The organism is Acinetobacter sp. CY05, assembly GCF_059515805.1.
In genome coordinates, this window is record NZ_JCAKMW010000004.1 from 213,036 (window position 1) to 233,355 (window position 20,320).

At 39.6% G+C, this 20,320-nt stretch carries 16 protein-coding genes; 5 read left to right on the forward strand and 11 right to left on the reverse strand.

Annotated elements, in window-relative coordinates; all coding sequences use genetic code 11:
* The first annotated feature begins 700 nt into the window (after positions 1 to 700).
* A complete protein-coding gene (locus AC5YCD_RS06150; protein WP_496129183.1) occupies positions 701 to 1,750 on the forward strand; it encodes a 3-deoxy-7-phosphoheptulonate synthase in 1,050 nt (349 codons plus the stop codon).
* Positions 1,751 to 2,139: 389 nt separating this feature from the next.
* Here the strand turns inward: AC5YCD_RS06150 and AC5YCD_RS06155 are convergent, their stop codons facing one another.
* The 11 genes from AC5YCD_RS06155 to plsB form a co-directional block, all read right to left on the reverse strand.
* Entirely contained in the window at positions 2,140 to 3,306 is a 1,167-nt protein-coding gene (locus tag AC5YCD_RS06155; RefSeq protein ID WP_496129184.1) for an MFS transporter, read from the reverse strand.
* A 279-nt stretch (positions 3,307 to 3,585) separates the two neighbouring features.
* Positions 3,586 to 3,960, reverse strand: a complete 375-nt coding sequence (gene gcvH / locus AC5YCD_RS06160) for a glycine cleavage system protein GcvH (RefSeq protein WP_496129185.1) — start codon at positions 3,958 to 3,960, stop codon at positions 3,586 to 3,588.
* A 115-nt stretch (positions 3,961 to 4,075) separates the two neighbouring features.
* Complete coding sequence (locus AC5YCD_RS06165; RefSeq protein ID WP_496129186.1) at positions 4,076 to 4,519, reverse strand: MaoC family dehydratase; 444 nt, start codon at positions 4,517 to 4,519, stop codon at positions 4,076 to 4,078.
* A 9-nt stretch (positions 4,520 to 4,528) separates the two neighbouring features.
* Positions 4,529 to 6,367 (reverse strand): ABC transporter ATP-binding protein, encoded by a 1,839-nt coding sequence (locus AC5YCD_RS06170; RefSeq protein ID WP_496129187.1) that lies wholly within the window; start codon positions 6,365 to 6,367, stop codon positions 4,529 to 4,531.
* Between the two features lie 184 nt (positions 6,368 to 6,551).
* Positions 6,552 to 7,766 (reverse strand): mechanosensitive ion channel family protein, encoded by a 1,215-nt coding sequence (locus AC5YCD_RS06175; protein WP_496129216.1) that lies wholly within the window; start codon positions 7,764 to 7,766, stop codon positions 6,552 to 6,554.
* Positions 7,767 to 7,927: 161 nt separating this feature from the next.
* Positions 7,928 to 8,461, reverse strand: a complete 534-nt coding sequence (locus tag AC5YCD_RS06180) for a DUF2058 domain-containing protein (RefSeq protein ID WP_496129217.1) — start codon at positions 8,459 to 8,461, stop codon at positions 7,928 to 7,930.
* Between the two features lie 10 nt (positions 8,462 to 8,471).
* Entirely contained in the window at positions 8,472 to 9,140 is a 669-nt protein-coding gene (locus AC5YCD_RS06185) for a YoaK family protein (RefSeq protein ID WP_496129188.1), read from the reverse strand.
* 32 nt (positions 9,141 to 9,172) lie between these two features.
* Positions 9,173 to 10,369 carry a serine/threonine transporter SstT gene (gene sstT, locus AC5YCD_RS06190; protein WP_496129189.1) on the reverse strand — a complete coding sequence of 399 codons (1,197 nt, stop codon included), beginning with the start codon at positions 10,367 to 10,369 and terminating at the stop codon, positions 9,173 to 9,175.
* Between the two features lie 207 nt (positions 10,370 to 10,576).
* The gene (locus tag AC5YCD_RS06195; RefSeq protein ID WP_496129190.1) at positions 10,577 to 12,265 is read right to left on the reverse strand and encodes a SulP family inorganic anion transporter; all 1,689 of its coding nucleotides are present in this window, start codon (positions 12,263 to 12,265) and stop codon (positions 10,577 to 10,579) included.
* 68 nt (positions 12,266 to 12,333) lie between these two features.
* On the reverse strand, positions 12,334 to 12,645 hold the full coding sequence (locus AC5YCD_RS06200; RefSeq protein WP_496129191.1) for a metalloregulator ArsR/SmtB family transcription factor: 312 nt from the start codon (positions 12,643 to 12,645) through the stop codon (positions 12,334 to 12,336).
* Between the two features lie 171 nt (positions 12,646 to 12,816).
* Complete coding sequence (gene plsB, locus AC5YCD_RS06205) at positions 12,817 to 15,291, reverse strand: glycerol-3-phosphate 1-O-acyltransferase PlsB (protein ID WP_496129193.1); 2,475 nt, start codon at positions 15,289 to 15,291, stop codon at positions 12,817 to 12,819.
* A gap of 534 nt (positions 15,292 to 15,825) precedes the next feature.
* On the opposite strand from plsB, the gene AC5YCD_RS06210 reads away from it, so the two are divergent.
* The 4 genes from AC5YCD_RS06210 to AC5YCD_RS06225 all read left to right on the forward strand — a co-directional run bounded on the left by AC5YCD_RS06210 (position 15,826) and on the right by AC5YCD_RS06225 (position 20,272).
* Positions 15,826 to 16,593, forward strand: coding sequence for a glucose 1-dehydrogenase (locus AC5YCD_RS06210; protein ID WP_496129194.1), 768 nt, complete (start codon positions 15,826 to 15,828; stop codon positions 16,591 to 16,593).
* A 66-nt stretch (positions 16,594 to 16,659) separates the two neighbouring features.
* Positions 16,660 to 17,442 carry a 2-ketocyclohexanecarboxyl-CoA hydrolase gene (gene badI, locus AC5YCD_RS06215; RefSeq protein ID WP_496129218.1) on the forward strand — a complete coding sequence of 261 codons (783 nt, stop codon included), beginning with the start codon at positions 16,660 to 16,662 and terminating at the stop codon, positions 17,440 to 17,442.
* A gap of 11 nt (positions 17,443 to 17,453) precedes the next feature.
* Complete coding sequence (aliB, locus tag AC5YCD_RS06220; RefSeq protein ID WP_122902118.1) at positions 17,454 to 18,611, forward strand: cyclohexanecarboxyl-CoA dehydrogenase; 1,158 nt, start codon at positions 17,454 to 17,456, stop codon at positions 18,609 to 18,611.
* A 38-nt stretch (positions 18,612 to 18,649) separates the two neighbouring features.
* Positions 18,650 to 20,272 carry a cyclohexanecarboxylate-CoA ligase gene (locus tag AC5YCD_RS06225; protein ID WP_496129195.1) on the forward strand — a complete coding sequence of 541 codons (1,623 nt, stop codon included), beginning with the start codon at positions 18,650 to 18,652 and terminating at the stop codon, positions 20,270 to 20,272.
* Positions 20,273 to 20,320: the final 48 nt, after the last annotated feature.

Sequence of the window (20,320 nt, forward strand, 5' to 3'; positions counted from 1 at the left end):
AAAACTTTTAAACCTCAAGCCTTGAGGTGAATGCGCTCATCTTAACAAGCTCAATGCTGTAAACAAGGGTTCTTAATTACGTAATACGTAATTCCTATTTAGAATAAGTAATTATCATAAAATAAATTCATGATATTCATAATAAATTGTTTTTATTTTGGATATATGTCTATTTGTTATTTTTTGTAATTGATAAGCTTTTATTAGAGCTTTTGCAAGATAAATATTTGATTTAAATAATTTATTTAATTTTAGAGTTTATTCTTAAACTATGATTTATTTTTAATCAATCGGGTAATGAAAATAAGTTAATGAATCATCAACTATTTTTTTTAAATAAAAACATTGTCAAATCTTAAAAGAGCGCGTATGTTATTTTACACGTTAAGATTTTATTAAAAGACATCGACATGCTTTGGCAACCTGCAACCGTTCACGCTTATTTTTATTTTTGGCAATTTCAATAGTTGCCTGAAGGCGTTCGGGCACAAAAAGGTTGCCCACCAGTTAATACCTGAGCGGCAACCCGCTCAGGTTTTTTTATGTCTTTCATTTTTGGAGAAATTTCATGTTTACATTTAAAAAGTCATATTTTAGCAACGTGTATTGGTTTTACTTTATGCAACTTAGCCATCACTTGAATAGACCCATAACGCTTAAATAAAAGATTGGACGTGGTACCGTCCAGAGGAAAATAATCATGAATGCTTTAAATACTGCGCTACACGTTCAGCAAGAAACCAGTTTAGTTTTACCACAACAACTTAAAAATCAATTGCCTCTAACCAGTGCATTGGCTCAGCAAGTTGCAGCCCAACGTCAAACCATTGAAGATATTTTAGCGGGTCGTGATACGCGTTTATTAATTGTGACTGGGCCATGTTCAATTCATGATGAAGCGGCAGTGTTAGAATACGCAGAAAAATTACAACAATTACAACAACAAGTTCAAGATCAAATCTTTTTTGTGATGCGTGCTTATATTGAAAAACCACGTACTACTGTAGGGTGGAAGGGTTTTCTATACGATCCTCTTTTAGATGGCTCAAACAATATGCAATTGGGTCTAGAAAAATCACGTGCTTTATACTTAAAAATGATCGCAATGGGTTTGCCATTGGCCTCTGAAATCTTAAGTCCAATGGCCACTGCTTATTTCGATGACCTATTAGCTTGGGGTGCCATTGGGGCACGTACCAGCGAATCACAGATTCACCGTGAAATTTCTAGCCATATGCCATTTGCAGTAGGCTTCAAAAATGGTACAGATGGTTCGATTCAGATTGCTTTAGATGCCATTCAATCCGCAAGTCAGCCACATCAATTCTTAGGGTTGAGCCAAAGTGGTTTACCCGCAATTTTAAGCTCACAGGGCAATCCTCAAGCACACTTAATTTTACGTGGTGCTAACTCAGGCCCAAATTACAGCTTAGCAGAGATTAAAAAAATTCAAGCCAACGCCAAAACAGCGCTACCTGCTTTAGTGATTGATTGCAGTCATGGCAACAGCAGTAAAAACCCGTTATTACAGCCTGAAGTACTCAAAACCATTATTGCAGAACGTTCACAAAGCCAAGTCCGTGGTGTAATGCTCGAAAGCCATTTACAAGATGGGGCACAAAAAATTTCAGCACAGATGCAATATGGTCAATCCATTACAGATGGTTGCCTGGGTTGGCATAAAACTGAAGCATTATTTTTACAAGTGGCGACCACTTTACGTGCTCAGCAATTGGCACACACTGCTTAAAATGCATATCATTAAAAAAGACGCCTGCTAGGCGTCTTTTTTATGCCTGTATGAATGACTCGAAATGTGCAGGGCTTCGTAAGGCCAAAGAATAGAGATTAAATCTATGTGCAATCTTTCGTGGAATAGGGCAACCTTAAAGCGATTGGTTTACCTTCAAAATAGAAGAGTAATGTGCTGCGATAAAATTTTACTCAATACATAAATTAGGCTGCTATATCAAGCTGGAAAGCGTGAGTTTTAATCAAAACTATTTTGTCAAACAATAATGTATAAATTATTTTCCCATGATGTTTCATGATACAAAGACACACTGAATCTCTGGATTATCTTAAATAGCCTAAGTATAATAAAATTTTAAAACAGAAAATCAAATTTATACAATTAAATCAATTTCTCCGATTCACAAAAAAAGCAAAAAAAGCAAGACTCAATAAAGTTAAGGCAGCACATATTAAATAAGCAAAACTATAACCTTGTTGAGCAATGACCATACCCAATAACAATGAACCCAATGCAATACCAATGTCATAACAAGTAAAAAATGTTGATGTTGCATGACCAATACGCGCTTTAGGTGCACGTTGAATCGCTAAAGTTTGTAAACAAGGCTGCACTGAGCCAAATCCCATACCAATACACACTGCGGCTAACATAAAACCAGTAAGGGTTTCAATTTGACTGAGTAATGCTAAACCAATAGCAAACAAGGCAATCGCAGGATAAATCACGTAACTTGGACCTTTACGATCATAAACTTTGCCGGTAATTGGGCGCAGGCTCATCATCGCAATGGCAAAGACCACAAAAAATAACCCTGCATATTCCAGTAAACCCTTGGCATCTGCAAAAGGTGAGATATACGACATAATGCTGGCATAGGAAAATGAAATCATAAGGGCAAGGATAGAAACCGATAAAGCTTTTTTCTCAACAAAATCATGAATCGTTAAGCGCCTTTTTGCCATAGTTACCGCGGGTACATGCTTGGCAATAGGAATCATAAAGCAGAAGATAAAGCCTAGAAAAATAATACTGGCTAAAATACTGGTGACAAATAAATAAGAGAAATCCTGAATCAGGGTTAAAGCAATCAGTGGACCTAATACAATACCTAAATTGACTGACATCACAAAATAACCCATGCCTTCACCTTTACGCTGAGGCGGGATAAAGTCATTCGCAATCGGTACAGTCACTGTCGTTAAAATACTAAACCAAATACCATGTAAAAAACGGATCACCAATAAAGCACTAAGACTGTCAGCAAAAATGTAAGCTGCTGCAAATAGACAAAATAAACTTTCTGATAAGTATAAAGTCTTCTTACGTCCTAATTTTTCAATAATTAAACCACTAAAAGGCCGCACGGCGATAGACGAGACCATAAATAAGGTCATCGCTAAACCCGCTTGGGTTAGCGTGCCACCTAACTCATTTAAAATATAAATGGGTAAAATCGTGGTTTGAGCAAAATAGAAAATAAACAAAAATAAATTATTGAATAGACATAAAATGAATGATCTATTCCATAACACAGGAATTGTAGGAGACATAACCAACCTAAAACATCAATCAAGAACGGCTGCTTGTTTTAAGGCCTAGGCGTTAAAGATTTTAATTATTATTGACATGCATTAAAGCAAGGCAGCGAGAGAACATAATAGAATTATATTAGTCAAAAAATATTCAAAAGTATAGCGTATAATGAGAATTTAGCTCATTATTATGGTTTTAATTTAAAAAAATGCGCAATAATATCTCAATGTGATGATAAGTATATTTAAAACTAATCAATAAAAAAGAATCAGCCCATGGGCTGATTCTTTTTTAGCTTATAGACCTGCTTGGTATTCTTCGCTTGACAGCAAAGCTTCTACATCCGCTAAATTATCTGGCTTAATTTTATAAATCCAACCCTTGGTATACGGGGCATCATTGACAAAATCTGGATCATCTTCAAGATCTGGATTCACTTCAACCACCACACCTGATACTGGGGCATGAATATCTGAAGCAGTTTTGACGGATTCCACCACACCGGCTTGTTGACCTGCAGTGACACGTTGTCCAACTTCTGGTGCTTCCACATAGACTAAATCGCCTAATGCATCTTGAGCATGATCAGAAATACCGGTAATAACAAGATCACCTTCAATTTTGACCCATTCATGCGTACGTGCATATTTTAATTCTGAAGGGTGATTCATGGATAACTCCTTACAACGTGCTTTTATGCTGTGTTATACATGCTTTTTGCCAAAAACAAAAGATATTCATGTATTAAACTAATTGATATTTAATAGTTAATTAACTTGTTATAGATTAATGGCTGGTCTGACTAAATACCACAATATTGGTATCCGATGTCATTAAGACTTCATTATGCTGATTAATGGCTTGGGTATGATAACTGACAATCGCTTGATTGGGCTTAGTTTTAGAGCGGCGAATATGGGTAACTTCTACTTCAACATGAATCTGATCGCCTGCACGCGTCGGTTTTAGCCAGCGCACATGTGAATCGGTACCCACTAAACCATTGGCGATTGGCATACATTCTGTCCAAAGGCGCATACATACGGCAGACGTATGCCAACCACTGGCGGCTAAGCCTTTAAAAATTTGATGTTGCTTAGCCGCGTGTTCATCGGTATGAAAACTCTGCGGATCATATTGCTTGGCAAAGTGTAGAATTTCATCGAGACACATTTCATAGCTTGAACTGATAAAACGTTGTCCTACAGTTAAATCATCTAAATACAACATAGTGTTCCTTTATTGTGTTTGTTCTTTATCCATTAAAAAACCGCCCGTTTGGCGCTGCCATAACTTAGCATAAATGCCATTTAAAGCGACCAATTCGTCGTGACTGCCTTGTTCAGCAATCTGACCTTGATCTAGCACAATGAGACGATCCATTTGCGCAATGGTCGATAAACGATGCGCGATGGCAATCACAGTTTTACCTTGCATTAATTCATCTAAACTGCTTTGAATGGCCGCTTCAACTTCAGAATCAAGCGCTGAGGTGGCTTCATCTAAGATTAAGATTGGTGCGTCTTTTAAAAAGACTCGCGCAATGGCAATCCGTTGACGTTGTCCACCTGAGAGTTTGACCCCTCGTTCGCCTACATAAGCGTCGTATCCTTTTTGACCACGTAAGTCCGTAAGTTCTGGAATAAAATCTTTAGCTTTGGCTTTCGCGACTGCCGCATACATCTGTGCATCTGTAGCATCAGGACAGCCATATTTAATATTTTCTGCCACGGAACGATGCAATAGAGAGGTGTCTTGGGTTACAAGCGCAATATTTTTACGTAAGCTATCTTGCGTGACTGTTTGAATATCTTGGCCGTCAATTAAAATCTGACCTTGTTGTGGTTGGTAAAAATGCAATAACAGTTGAATTAAGGTGGATTTACCTGCACCTGAGCGCCCAACGATACCAATTTTTTCACCAGGGCGAATCTTTAGACTTAAACCATCAATAATCTTACGCTCGTTATAGGCAAATTCTAGATTTTTAAACTCAATCTCACCATGCGTGAGCACTAAATCTTTGGCATCTTTGGCATCTTGAATATGAATGGCAGTGCCAAGGGTTTTCATACCATCTTGAATGGTACCGACATTTTCAAACAAGGCAGAGGTTTGCCACATCATAAATTCAGCAATACTGTTGAGTTTTAAAATCATGGCGGTGGTTGCGGCAATAATGCCCAGTTCAGCCCGACCATTCATCCATAACCAAATTGCAGTACCAAGTACACCAATATACAGCACCAAGCTTAAGGCTTTAATACTGAATTCATAACCTGTACCTAAGCGCATTTGCTTAAATACCGTGATCATAAAGCTTTGCATTGATTCTTTGGCATATTGGCTTTCACGCCCCGCATGGGCAAACAGCTTGACGGTTTGAATATTGGTATAAGCATCTGTCACGCGTCCTGTCATCACGGCGCGGGCATCAGCTTGTTCATTGGAAATTTTGCTTAAGCGTGGAATAAAGTAGCAAGCGGCACAAATAAATAAAGCCAACCATACCAATAAAGGTAAAATTAATAAGGGTGAGATTGCACCCAATACCAAACTAACGGTAATAAAGTAAATAGTCACGTAAGCCAGCATATCGCCCAAAATCACCCAAAATTCACGCACCGCAAGCGCAGTTTGCATTACTTTGGCAGATAATCGCCCAGCAAAGTCATTATGGAAAAAATCTAAGCTTTGTTGCAGCAGTAAATTATGAAAACGCCAGCGCAAGCGCATCGGAAAGCTGCTATACAAAATTTGATGTTTGAGAATCGACTGTAAAGTGGCAAAAAACACATTGGCCAATAAGATACAGGTTAAAATAATTAGATTATTTTGATGCTGTGTTAAAAAGTCTTGTGGCGCTGTTTGACTGAGCCATGTGACTAAATCGCCAATTTTGGCATACAGTAACGCTTCAAAACTGGCGGCACCTGCGGTACACAGGACCAAAAACAATAAATAAGGACGTACGCCTTTAGAGGCTTGCCAGACAAAGGCAAAAAAAGTGGTGGGCAGTGGTTTGTTTAAATCCTCCATTGGATAAGGATTCACGCGCTTTTCAAACCACTTTAACATAGAACTGACTACTCGAAGACTAAAAGAAATATTTTCGATTCTGCCGACCGCTACAGCGAGCATAAGACAGAGCATAATCTTTAAGTATGATAAAAATTGAAGGAAAAGACCACATGCCTTATTCAGTTTTTTATTTACATTATAAAAGCTCAGCCCATTCTGGCTGAGCTTGGCTAAGTCATTTTTACTTTAACGCTTGAAAGTCCTGTCCAGAGGGTGCTTGATAAATACTTAGACCAAATTCTGGTAAAATTGCGATCAAATGATCAAAAATGTCGGATTGAATGGCTTCATAATCTTTCCAGACTGTCGTATTGCTAAAGGCATAAATTTCTAAAGGCAAACCTTGTGCAGTGGGTTGCAGTTGACGTACCAAGATCGATTGATTTTGAGCAATACCAGGATGTTGACGCAAATAAAATTCAACATAAGCGCGAAAAGTTCCCAAATTGGTTAAACGACGTTGGTTATATACAGCTTGATTAGATAATTGTTCATTAAAATGCGCCAACTCAGAATTTTTATGATCTAAATATTGATCTAAAAGTAAGAACTCTTTTAAATGTTGTTGTTCATCTTTGCTCATAAAGTGCACGCTGTTTTGATCAATAAACAAAGCACGTTTCATACGTCGTACGCCAGCATTGCTCATACCCCGCCAATTTTTAAATGTGTCCGTCACCAGCTTATTGGTAGGAATAGTGGTTAAGGTTTTATCAAAGTTTTGCACCGTAATGGTATGTAAAGACATATCAATCACGTCGCCATCTGCATTTAAGGAAGGCATCTCAATCCAATCACCAATTCTCACCATGTCATAAGAAGAGATTTGAACCGAAGCCACCAAAGATAAAATGGTATTTTGGAAGACCAACATTAATACAGCCGCCATGGCACCAAAACCAGCGAGCAGGGTAAATACATCTTTTTTAAGAAAAGTTCCGAGAATCATCAGACCACAGACAATAAAAATGATCAGCTTGATCAGCTGTAAGTAGCCTTTAATCGGTTTATTGCGTGATTTAGGATTGCGTTGGTACAGTACATTAAAAATACTGAGAATCTCACTAATGGCAAGCGCGATAGTAAGGAAAATAAAAGCCTGCGCACCCATCTGTACCAGAGTAATCACTTTTTCAGATAAATGTGGCACAGTTACAATGCCATTCATGATTACAACTGCAGGCACAATGTTGGCAATACGACGAATCACATTATGTTGATTTAAAATGGCATAGTGCTGGCTATTAATTCGTGCAATCAGGGCGCGAATACCCCGAACGACGATATGTTTAGCAATAAAGTTGGCGCAAATAGCGACCAACAGCACTAAACTCAACGATGTTAGCATTTCTAGCCATGGATATTGATCTGCCCAAGCCTGTATCTCATGAGTCATTGTTTGGATGCGTTGCAAAATAAAACCTCACCAATTAAATAGAACTAGAGCTTAAGTGAGCGGTAGGCCAAAAAAAAGTCTAATGACGGATTTATAACGCGATCATAAGAGATTTATACAAAAAAACCCGCAACTTGCGGGTTTTGACAACTCAAAGATACTTACCACATTAAATCATCAGGAATCACATAAGCTGCATATGGATCTTCTTCATCGGTGGTGTCTTCATTTTTCTGTGAATTATTCACTAAAATAAAGCCTTCCATTTTGGCATCAATGCGTTCAGCTAAGGCTTTAGGTAAAACTGCATAGCTTTCACCATCTTTGGCAATCACTAAAGAACCAGCAACTAAGGCATTGTAAATTTGCTGATTTAAGTAGATTTTTTTAATCGTACCATCAATAAATTGGTAGCTGATTTCACCATCAATATCGCCAATTTTATGCTGTTTAATCATTTGAATGATGGCAGCTTTGAGTTCTTTTTGTTGCAACTGAGCTTTCTTTTCGGCTGCCAAAGCTAAATCTTTTTCAAGTTTGGCTTGTTGATCTTGGGCAATTTTGGCTTTAAGTTCAGCTTCATTGCTTTGACCAGTGCGTTGCTCATGCACCGCTTGTTTAGACAATTTTTTCGCTTTTTTGTTATCGACTAAACCTGCTTTGAGCAGTTGAGCCTGTAATGCATTTTTCATAATGTTTCCCAAATTAATTGTGTCGATAATACCAATAAATGAGCCAATACACTAAGCTCATCACCAAGCTTAAAGCAGCTGGCCCTAAGAATGCATTGGATTGTAATAAAGGATAAATCCAACTGGCAATGACTCCACCACATAAGAAGCCAAATAAAATCAAAAGATGTAAAATCACACGGCGGCGTCCTGCACTTAAACCACGTAAACAATACCCCAAGGCTAAACCTAAGTCAGTTAAAACACCGGATAAGTGCGTGGTGCGAATGATGGCACCTTGATAATGGCTGACCATAGCGTTTTGTAAACCCATCGCTACAGCAGCCCAAAGTAGTGCATAACGGGGCCAATAGGGTAAAAATAGCCAACACAAGACAATAAAAAAAGCCACTAAGCTCAAAGGAATACCATAACGGCGCCCTAAGCGAAAGTGGCTATTGGCAAGAATCAGGCCGCTATAGATTGAGCCTAAAACATAACTGATCACAATGGCCAAGGCATATAACAAAGTGTCAAGATTGCTTTGTACTAAACTCATGGCGATGACACTGACATTGCCAGTCATATGTGAAATGGCTTGATGTAATACGGTCATCAAGCCAAGTACATTGATCATTCCTGCATTGACAGCAAGAAAGAATGCGCCTAATTGCACCCAATTAGGTAAATTTTGAAACGGCATAATTTTATAATAACTATACGAATCAACGTATATTAGCGCATACCGCGATCCACTGCTGCGGTAAATAATACATCTGTGGATGAATTGAGTGCAGTTTCAGTTGAATCTTGTAGCACACTGATCACCATACCAATGGCCACCACCTGCATCGCGATATCAGATGAAATACCAAATAAACCGCATGCAACAGGAATTAACAGCAATGAACCACCTGCAACACCTGAAGCACCACATGCAGATACAGTCGCTACCACAGATAAAATCAGCATGGTAGTAAAGCTCACTGGAATACCCAAAGTATTCACTGCAGCCAGCGAAAGTACCGTAATGGTCACCGAAGCACCCGCCATATTAATCGCAGCCCCCAAAGGAATTGCAACACTAGCTGTAGATTCAGGTACACCAAGGCGCTTTGCCAAATCTAGATTGACCGGAATATTGGCTGCCGAACTACGGGTAAAGAAGGCAGTAATACCACTCTCACGTAAACACTGCAATACCAACGGATATGGATTACCACGAGTCACCATAGCCACCATAATCGGGTTAATTACTAAGGCGACAAAGAACATAGTACCCAATAAGACGGCCAGTAATTGCGCATAGCTCATTAAGGTACTTAAGCCAGCATCAGCAAAAGTGACTGCCACTAAACCAAAAATACCAAAAGGCGCAAAACTAATCACTAAGCGAATGACTGAGTTCACAGCATTGGCCGCGTCATTGAGCACACCTTTAGTCGTGTCCGATGCATGACGGAAGGCTAAACCTAAAGCCACTGACCAAGCTAAAATACCAATAAAATTCGCTTCAGCAATCGCAGTCACTGGATTGGCAATAAAGCTTAAAAGTAAGTTTCTAAAGATTTCTGTCAAGCTACCCGGTGGCGTTAACTCACCTTGTGCAGGCATGTCTAAGAATAAAGTACTTGGGAACAGCATACTGGCAACCACTGCACTTAAAGCAGCTAAGAACATGCCAGCTGCGTACATCAACATAATGGGTTTGATATACGCATTGCTACTGCCGACTTTAAAGTTCGCAATAGAAGACAAAACCAGAACAAATACAAGAATTGGGGCAACGGATTTGAGGGCCTTAATGAACAGATCGCCAAGAATCGTTAAATAAGGTGCATATTGCGGTGTAACTACCGCGACGAGCACACCTAAAATGATGGCAATCACAATTCGTGTGACTAAGCTCAAACGCGTAAAAGCTGAAAACATAGGAGGGCCTTGTCAGAAATTACGAGGACAAAAAATTACAAAATGAATCGATATTTTATACTGAAAACCATTATGCCTAAAAAAATATTTTGATATAAAAAATAAATATATGTTTTTTAAAAACAAAAAATTAAATTCCACTTTAAAAATTCACTTTATGGCTGAATTTAGCTGTTGTTTTTTAAAAAAATATCGAATATCCGCATATTAGTTTAGGATCTCAGGGGCTAACTCACGTATGGCTTGATAATGACTTAAATAAATATTGCCACTTAAATGAGTGAGCAAATGCGAATTCTTTAAGCTATCCATCACAGGTCCTTTAATTTCAGAAAAATGGAGCTGGATATTGAGCTTAGCCAGCTCGGCATTTAAATCTTCTAGCATTTCAAGTGCACTATAATCGATATTGCTAATACTAGAGCAGTTGATAACGACGTGTTGTAGCTTAGGATGCTCACTCACGGCGTTAATTAAAAACCCTTTTAAGGTTTGTGCATTTAAAAATGTTAAATTTTCATCAATACGAATCGATAAAACATGCTCTGCAGTATTGACTTGATGACGCTGTACATTCCGAAAATGCTGTGTGCCTTGGATTAAACCAATATGAGCAATATGCGGTCGACTAATACGCCACAGCATTAAAATAAATGTGGAAATAATCCCAATCATCAAGCCTGTACTAATATCAATGCAAATCACCGCAAAAAAGGTAATCCACATCGCCAAACCATCCGCTTTAGAATAGCGCCAAGTATCAATGAAGGGCTTAAAGTCCACCAGCTTCCAAATCGACACCATAATGGTCGCCGCCAAAATGGTTAACGGTAAATCACGGAAAAATCCGGTAAAGTAGAGACTCACTAGGACAATCAATAAAGATGAAATCACACCTGCCATAGGGGTTTTGGCACCCGCATCGGCATTGACCACGGTTCGCGACAAACTGCCTGTAACAGGAAAGGCCGAGCTTAAGCCTGCACTGATATTGGCCACACCAAGGGCAATCAATTCTTGGTTGCTATTGAGTTGACTCCGCTGTTGTAAGGCAGTGGCCTGGGCAATGGAAAGTGATTCAACAAAACTCACCATGGCAATCATGCTAGCACCCGGGAGCAGCTGTATCAGCAAATCTGTATTCCAATGAGGAAAATCAAGTGGTGGAAAACCTGAGGGAATTTCACCTACAGTTTTAATGCCCGCGTGGTTTAAATTGAATGTCATGACCAAAACAATTGATATCACCACCAAAAATAACGGGATTGCTCTGACCCAAAACGTATTCAGATGCAAGCGTTTAAAGAGCTCAGGCAGATAAATTAAAAATAAAATTGCAGCAAGTCCAAACAGCAAGCTATTGATCTGGATATGTGAAAAATAGTGCCACAGACTGGCTATAAATTCAGGAATATTATTGGCTTGTAAAGGCACATCCAATAAAAATTTAACTTGTCCCAAAGCAATTAATAATGCCGAGGCAATAATAAAACTTTTAATCACAGGGTGGCTAATTAGTTGAATTAAAAAGCCAAAGCGAAGAAGTCCCAATAAAAATGAGATGACCCCAACCATCAGTGCCAATAAACAAGCCGCCTCAATATACACCGGTGAACCCACTTCAAACATGGGGTTTAAGGTGGCAAAGGTCATCATGGAAATAATTGCTACGGGTCCAATCGATAAGGTTGGGCTACCGCCAATCATGGCATAGAGGATCATGGGAATAATACTGGCGTATAAGCCCATCATAGGGGGAAGCCCTGCCAACATAGCATAGGCCATCCCTTGGGGAACCAGCATGGCTAAGACAATAAATGCTGCCATCATATCGGCACGAAAATCAGCATACTGATAGTGCTTGAGCCATTGCCATGCTGGAAGTGAGATACGCATAAGATTTATCTAAATCACAATTTTAGATATATTATGCATAAAAAATGCTAAAGAACCAAAACTAATCTTTAGCGAGCTGGGCAATACAACTGATAGAGCGTATTTAGGACGCTGACCAATTTGGGATCTTGAATCGAATAAAAGATCTGTTTACCTTCACGGCGTGTGCTGACCATCTCACTTTTGCGCAACATCATCAGTTGTTGAGATAAGGTGGGTTGATGAATATGAGTCATTTGCTCAATTTGTGAGACGTTTAATTCTTGTTGCGATAAATGACACAGAATCATTAAGCGGTCGCTATTGGCTAATGATTTTAAAACTGTGACCACATGTTCAGAGGCATCACGCATAGCTTTAATCTCAAGCGCATCATTCATGAAAGCTGTCTCGTAGGTTACAAAATAAAAAACGGCGCTTAGTATAAAACAGTTAGAGAATGAGAATTATTTAATCTTTGCAAAAGTCAATGGTTTTTAATGAAGAGTATTATTAGTTATTTTGATACTTAACCAACACGCCACAAAGCGTGCTGATTAATTCAAATGATTTTAAGATTTTGCCTTAAGATCAAAGTCTTTGAGTAGTTTGTCGCTCAATTGGGTGGCGTGTTGAATCGCCTCGAGTTTTGCAGTGTCACTTGGATTAAAGAAGGCCAATGCATCTGGTTGTGGTAGTTGAATACTGCCGCCTTGTACTTGGGCCAACCTGGTATGTTTTAAACTTTGTGCAAAACTTTTGACCGTAGCTTTGTCAAAATAAAAACTATTATGCAAATGCCTGTTGGATAGTAAAGTCTTTAAGCCCAATTTGGTCATTTTTTCAAGTTTGGCTAGACCAAGACTATCTTCGTGACCAAATTGCGCCAAAAAATGCGCCATTAAAACAAAATTCGTTAAGCTCGAATCGGCAAGTTCTGCTAAGGCTTTAATCTGAGCAGCTTTAATGATGTGTAATGTGTGTGTACTTCGATTTAACCAATTTAATTGCACAAAAGCCGCGAGAATCTCATCAATTGCCGCATCTAATTCATGGTTTTGCCATTTTAAGAACAGTTCTTCTTTAAAGAATGGATAAAGCTTGGCAACATAGGCTTTTAAATCCGTCAGATTGACATAACCACGAATAAGGGCAGTTGCGACTAAGGCAGGCAAACTAAAGCAATGTAAAACGTTATTGCTAAAGTAATTGAGTAAGCCTTGTTGCTTATCGCTGACTTGAATAACCTCCACAGCGTCAACTTGATGCTGCTCAATTTGTTTTAGTTTTAAGGCATAGTCAATAATCGCAGCGCCTGAGAGTTCGGTTAGCATCATACGGCTGTCATACGGGCTTAAAGCCAATAAAGCACGATAGTCATCCAACTGCTCAATTAAACTGGCTTTTTCAAGACGATGTTGAGGTGCCTTCAGTAGGAGTAATGACAGTAACGCAATGGGATTCAGCACTGCTGCTTTGTTAATGTTCTCTAAAATGGCATTGGCTGTTTGAGTGACACTATTGACGACATTTTTGGGTAAATCGTCATTAATACCCAGCTGTAAACCTAAAGCATCGTTTTGTTTTAAGATGTCATCTAAATAAATTGGATCACCAAAATTGACATGCACTAAGCCAAAGACTTTTTCAATTTTACGCACTGAGCTAAGTAAACCCCACACCGACTCGGCTTCTTTAGGTTTACCATTTAACTCATTAATATATGAGCTGCCTTCAAATAGTTTTTCATAACCAAAATAAGTGGGAATAAAAGCAATCGGCTTGGTTGCACCGCGTAAATGACTGTGAATGGTCATCGACAACATGCCTTTTTTAGGCGGTAATAATAAGCCTGTGCGCGAACGTCCACCTTCAATAAAATACTCAATTGGGCTGTTACGCGACAATAAGCTATGTACATATTCTTTAAATACCGCCGTGTACAACATATTGCCGTTAAAACTACGACGAATAAAGTAGGCGCCTGCACCACGTAAAATATTACCCACCACAGGTAAGTTTAAATTAATACCTGCGGCAATATGTGGCACCATCAAACCGCGATTGAAAATCACATAGGACAACAGTAAATAGTCAATATGACTCCGATGGCATGGGGTATAGACAATTTCGTAATCTTTGGCTAGTTCACGTACCGTATCAAAGTTATGTACTTCAATCCCATCATAGAGCTGAGTCCATAGTTTTTCTAAACTTAATGCTGCAAAACGTAAAGTTGAATAAGAAAAATCTGAGCTAATCTCGTTTAAATAGCTTTTGGCACGATTTTCTGCTTCAAACATGCTGACTTTTTTATGAATACTTTCTTGTAAAATGGCCTTTTGAATGGCTTCACTTTGCATTAAATTTTGAATTAAATTACGACGATCCGATAAATCGGGTCCCATAATGGCTTCTTTGGATTTGGTTAAATCGCTCCCTAGACGCTCTACAATGTGGTGCGCAGGTGAATAGTTGGGTTGTTGTTGTTTGGCTTGCTCTAATAAAGCACGTAAGGACTGCGGTTTATGGAACTCAATATAGTTATCTTTACCATATAAAGACACATTTAACATTTGCTTTAAATGGGATGGTTTCGCCCAAGCATCAGAAAATAAGGCTTTGAACCAAGAATCTTCATAATCTGGAGCCCGTCCCCATAAGATTGTCACTGGGACAAATTGTACATCTAGGCTTGGGTCTTGTTCTAAAGCTTCAATGAAACGAATCAACTTAGCAGGATAATGATAAGGCACATGCTGCGGATTTTTTTCATTCAGGACTAAAATTGCATCTTTCTCTGTCAATTGACCAACTTGCAAGGGGTGTAAGGCCGCCGCCAAGCCTTGTTTTTGGCTTTCTTGATCAATTAAAACCGCATTACTAACATAATCATCTTCAACGACATAGCACACAGGGCTGTTGGGTTGGGTTTCAAGCAATTGTGCTAATTCTGCAGTGGAGCCAAGCAACTGAGGCGAGACCATTTTTTTTAAAATGGATTGTGTGAAGTTGCGATACCAACGGCTAGAGCGAGCGTTAGACATTACATTCCCTGAGTAAACGTGTCATATCGCGCTATTGTCGGTAATAATTTCTCTGATTACAAACCCGATTGCTGAGAATTTATGCGGTTATTTAAAATATTTAGTCTATTCACTCTAATTTAGAGGCTTAAATTTTCGCTTGTTGGTTCGTCGTTTTGGTAGAGTTTGCCAGTGTAAAACATATTAAACGCTCATTTATTGATAGAATTCATGACTTAATCAAGTCACAATTGCAAAAGTGGAATTTTAAGCATGAATTAAAATAAAAAATTTCATTTTTGCTCTGTTTGGCTTTTATTTCATAACTAAAAAACAAGTACTTAATGATAATTATTGCAAATTATTTCTAAAATCAATTTGGTTTGTTTTGAAATTATTTAAACATCAAAGGATTAGTTAATTTATTGGTATTTTTTGCCAATATGTCCTTATAAAAACTCGTGAGTTTTCTATTGAAACTCACGAGTAGGTTGGTTATGTTGAAATTATGAATCAACAATCATAATTTTAAAACAATAAGTAAGGATGAGCAGGATGCGTGGATTAAAAGATCAAGTCGTGATTGTCACTGGTGGAGCAGGTGGGATTGGTTCGGCAACCTGTAAGCGTTTAGCGCAAGAAGGCGCTAAAGTTGCAATTTTTGATTTAGATTTAAATAAAGCCCAAGCCCTACAACAAGAGCTTGAAGCCTTGGGTACACCAGCTTTAGCCGTGGCGTGTGATATTACCCAAAGTGATGCGGTCAGCACTGCGGTTGCTGAAGTCGAGCAAAAATTGGGGCCAATTACTGGTTTAGTCAATAATGCAGGTTGGGATATTTTTAAACCCTTTGTACAAACCGAACCCAATGAATGGCAAAAGCTGATTCAAATTAACTTGGTGGGTATGCTGAATATGCATCACGCCGTGTTAGGCGGTATGGTGGCACGTAAAGGTGGCCGGATTGTCAATATTGCCTCAGATGCGGCGCGTGTCGGTTCATCAGGCGAAGCTGTTTATGCCGCATGTAAAGGTGGATTACTATCATTTTCTAAAACCCTCGCACGCGAACATTCGCGCCATAACATTACTTTAAATGTGATTTGTCCGGGGCCGACAGAAACTGCGCTGTTGGCAGGTGTAACGGATGCTGCCCCTAATCCAGAAAAACTACGTGAAGCCTTTACCAAAGCTATTCCACTTGGGCGTTTAGGTCAGCCAGATGATCTTGCCTCAGCCATTAGCTTTTTCTTAAGTGATGATGCAGCATTTATTACTGGACAAGTACTTAGTGTGTCTGGTGGTTTAACCATGAATGGTTAATTCAACAATAACAAACAAGGAAGAACAACAATGCATTACGAAGCGATTAATCAAGTAAATAAAAGCATGAATTTTGAAGATATTTTATATGAGGTTAAAAATGGTGTGGCGTGGATTACCATTAACCGCGCGGACAAAATGAATGCTTTTCGTGGAACAACTTGTGATGAACTGATTAAAGCCCTCTATAAAGCGGGTTATGACAAAAATGTCGGTGCGATTGTTCTTGCTGGTGCTGGCGATCGCGCGTTTTGTACTGGTGGTGATCAATCTGCACATGATGGGAATTATGATGGCCGTGGCACCATTGGTTTACCGATGGAAGAACTACATACCGCGATTCGTGATGTACCCAAACCTGTGATTGCCCGTGTACAAGGTTATGCCATTGGTGGCGGTAACGTTTTAGCCACCATTTGTGATCTGACCATTTGTTCAGATAAAGCTGTATTTGGTCAAGTTGGCCCTAAAATGGGTTCGGTCGATCCAGGGTATGGCACGGCGTTTTTAGCCCGTGTGGTGGGTGAGAAAAAAGCCCGTGAAATTTGGTATATGTGCCGTCGTTATAGTGGTCAAGAAGCAGTTGAAATGGGGCTTGCCAATAAATGCGTGCCACATGATGAATTGGATGCTGAAGTTCAGGCATGGGGTGAAGAACTGTGTCAGCGCAGTCCAACCGCGATTGCGATTGCTAAACGTAGTTTTAACATGGATACCGCGCATCAAGCCGGTATTGCCGGCATGGGTATGTATGCACTGAAACTGTATTACGATACCGAAGAATCACGTGAAGGCGTCAATGCTTTAAAAGAAAAACGTGCACCTGAATTCCGTAAGTATGCCAAATAAGGAGTCATGATATGTCAAAAAATCCTTATATCGATGCAGACTTAGAATTTTTAAGCGAAACCGTGGAAAAATTTGCACAAAAATATATTGCGCCGGGTTTTTTAGCGCGTGATCAAAGCCGTATTTTTGACCGTGATTTAATGAAAATGATGGGTGAAATGGGTTTTATTGCCCCAGAATTACCCGAACATTATGGTGGTCAAGACATGGGGCGCTTAGCAGCAGGCGTAATTCACGAAGCGGTTGCTAAATATGATTTAAGTTTCTCTTATATTAATTTACTCGCTTCACTAAATGGTCAGATTTTGGCAGAGCATGGTGATCCTGAAGTGGTCACGCCGTGGCTACATAAGCTGACCCGTGGAGAAGCGCTATTTGCCATTGGATTAACCGAGCCGCGTGGTGGTTCAGATGCTGGAAGTTTACGTTTAAAAATCGAGAGAGATGGCGACGAATATGTGCTAAATGGCGAAAAAACTTCAATTTCTGCGGCTGATCAAGCCGATGCTGCGGTCATTTTTGGGCGTACCGGCTCGATTGAATCTGGTGCCCATGGGGTGACGGCTTTATTAGTCCCAATGGATTTGCCCGGCATTAGCACCACGCGTTTTGATTGTCATGGGCAACGTGCCATTGGTCGTGGTTCGATTTTCTTTGAAAACGTGCGCGTACCAGTCAATCATCGCTTAGGTGATGAAAACAAAGGTTTTGTACAAGTCATGCAAGGTTTTGACTTTTCACGTGCCTTGATTGGTTTACAAGTATTGGCTGTGGCACGGGTGAGTTTAGATGAAGCATGGGCGTATGCCGCAGAACGAGAAGCTTTTGGTAAACCTTTAACTGCATTCCAAGGCGTATCACATCCATTGGCGGATTATGAAACCCAAGTCGAAGCTGCGCGTTTATTGTGTTTACAAACCTTATGGCTCAAAGACAACCATCTACCGCACACCGCAGAAGCAGGCATGTGTAAATGGTGGGGGCCAAAACTGGCTTATGATGTGGTGCATCAATGTTTACTTACCTTTGGTCATGCTGGTTATGACCGCGGTGTCATGGAACAACGCCTACGCGATATCTTAGGTTTCCAAATTGGCGATGGCACCGCACAAATTATGAAAACCATTATTGCTCGGCATAAAGCAGGACGCAAAGCTGTGCCGGCATAATGAAAAACAACAATAAAAATCAATAAGGACATCAGGATATGGAATTTGATGCAGTGCTAATTGAAGGACGCCGTGCCTATATGCAACAACACGGTTATTGGCATAATTTTACTATTCTGGACGCGTTGAAACAGGCCGTAGCGCAGCAACCCAATAAAACTGCTTTAGTCAGTTATAAACAACAGCAACCGACTCAAAGTTTTACGTATAAGGAGATTTGGCAACTCACCAATCAAATGGCACTGGGCTTAAAGCGTTTGGGAATTCAAGCGCATGATGTGGTGGCCTGTCAATTGCCCAATTGGTGGGAATTTAGCTTACTGTATTTGGCGTGTAGTCGGATTGGTGCTGTGCTCAATCCACTCATGCCGATTTTTCGCGAACGTGAACTAGAATTTATGCTCAAACACGGCGAAGCCAAACTGTTTGTGGTACCAAAAATCTTTCGTGGTTTTGATCACGCAGCTTTGGCCACGCAACTGCAAAGCAAAATTCCGACACTTGAACACGTTTTGGTGATTGATGAGCAACAAGGTAGTTTTCAGCAATTGCTAGAACATGATGTCAGTGCAACAGAACTTGCTGAATTAGATCAATATATCTTAGATCCAGATCAAGTCACGCAACTGATTTTCACCTCAGGCACTACGGGTGAACCCAAAGGCGTGATGCATAGCTCAAATACTTTATTTGCCAATATTGTTGAATATGCCAATACTTTGCATTTAGACCAAAACGATGTGGTGCTCATGGCATCACCGATGGCACATCAAACTGGTTTCATGTACGGCTTAATGATGCCAATTTGGTTACAAGCCAAAGCAGTGCTGCAAGATATTTGGGAGGTGAATCAAGCGATTGCAGTCATTCAAAATGAACAAGTCAGTTTTACCATGGCATCCACGCCATTTTTAAATGATCTTTCCAGCCAAGTGGCACAATTAAATACCCAAATTCCATCTTTAAAAACTTTCCTGTGTGCTGGTGCACCAATTCCAGGGCCCTTAGTTGAACAAGCACGGCAAAACTTAAATATCAAAGTGATTTCTGCTTGGGGCATGACCGAATGTGGCGCCGTGACCATGACCTTAATTGAAGATCCAGATGAGCGCTCTTGTCATACCGATGGTAAGGCACTCAAGGGAGTAGAAATTAAAATTGTCGATAAACATGGCCAAGAAAAACCCGTGAATAGCGCAGGGCGTTTATGGGTGCGTAGCTGTTCTAACTTTGCTGGTTATTTAAAACGTCCGCATTTAAATGACACCAATAGCGAGGATTGGTTTGATACGGGTGATATTGCCTATCAAGATGAATATGGTTATATCCGCATTTGTGGGCGTAAAAAAGATGTGATTATCCGTGGTGGTGAAAATATTCCAGTGGCGGAGATAGAATCTTTATTGTATCAGCACCCTAAAATTGCCACCGTTGCATTAGTAGCCTATCCTGATGAACGCTTAGGTGAACGTGCTTGTGCCATTGTGAAACTTAAAGATCCTCAGCACGCTTTAGACTTGAGTGAAATTTTAACGTTCTTACAACAGCATAATTTAGCCAAACAATATTTACCAGAACGCCTAGAAGTCTGGGACAATATTCCGATGACCCCATCAGGTAAAATCCAAAAATTTAAGTTACGTGAAATGTTAGTCTCTTAACTTATAGTTGCGAAAAGCCAAAAAGAGAGCAGCAAACAGCTCTCTTTT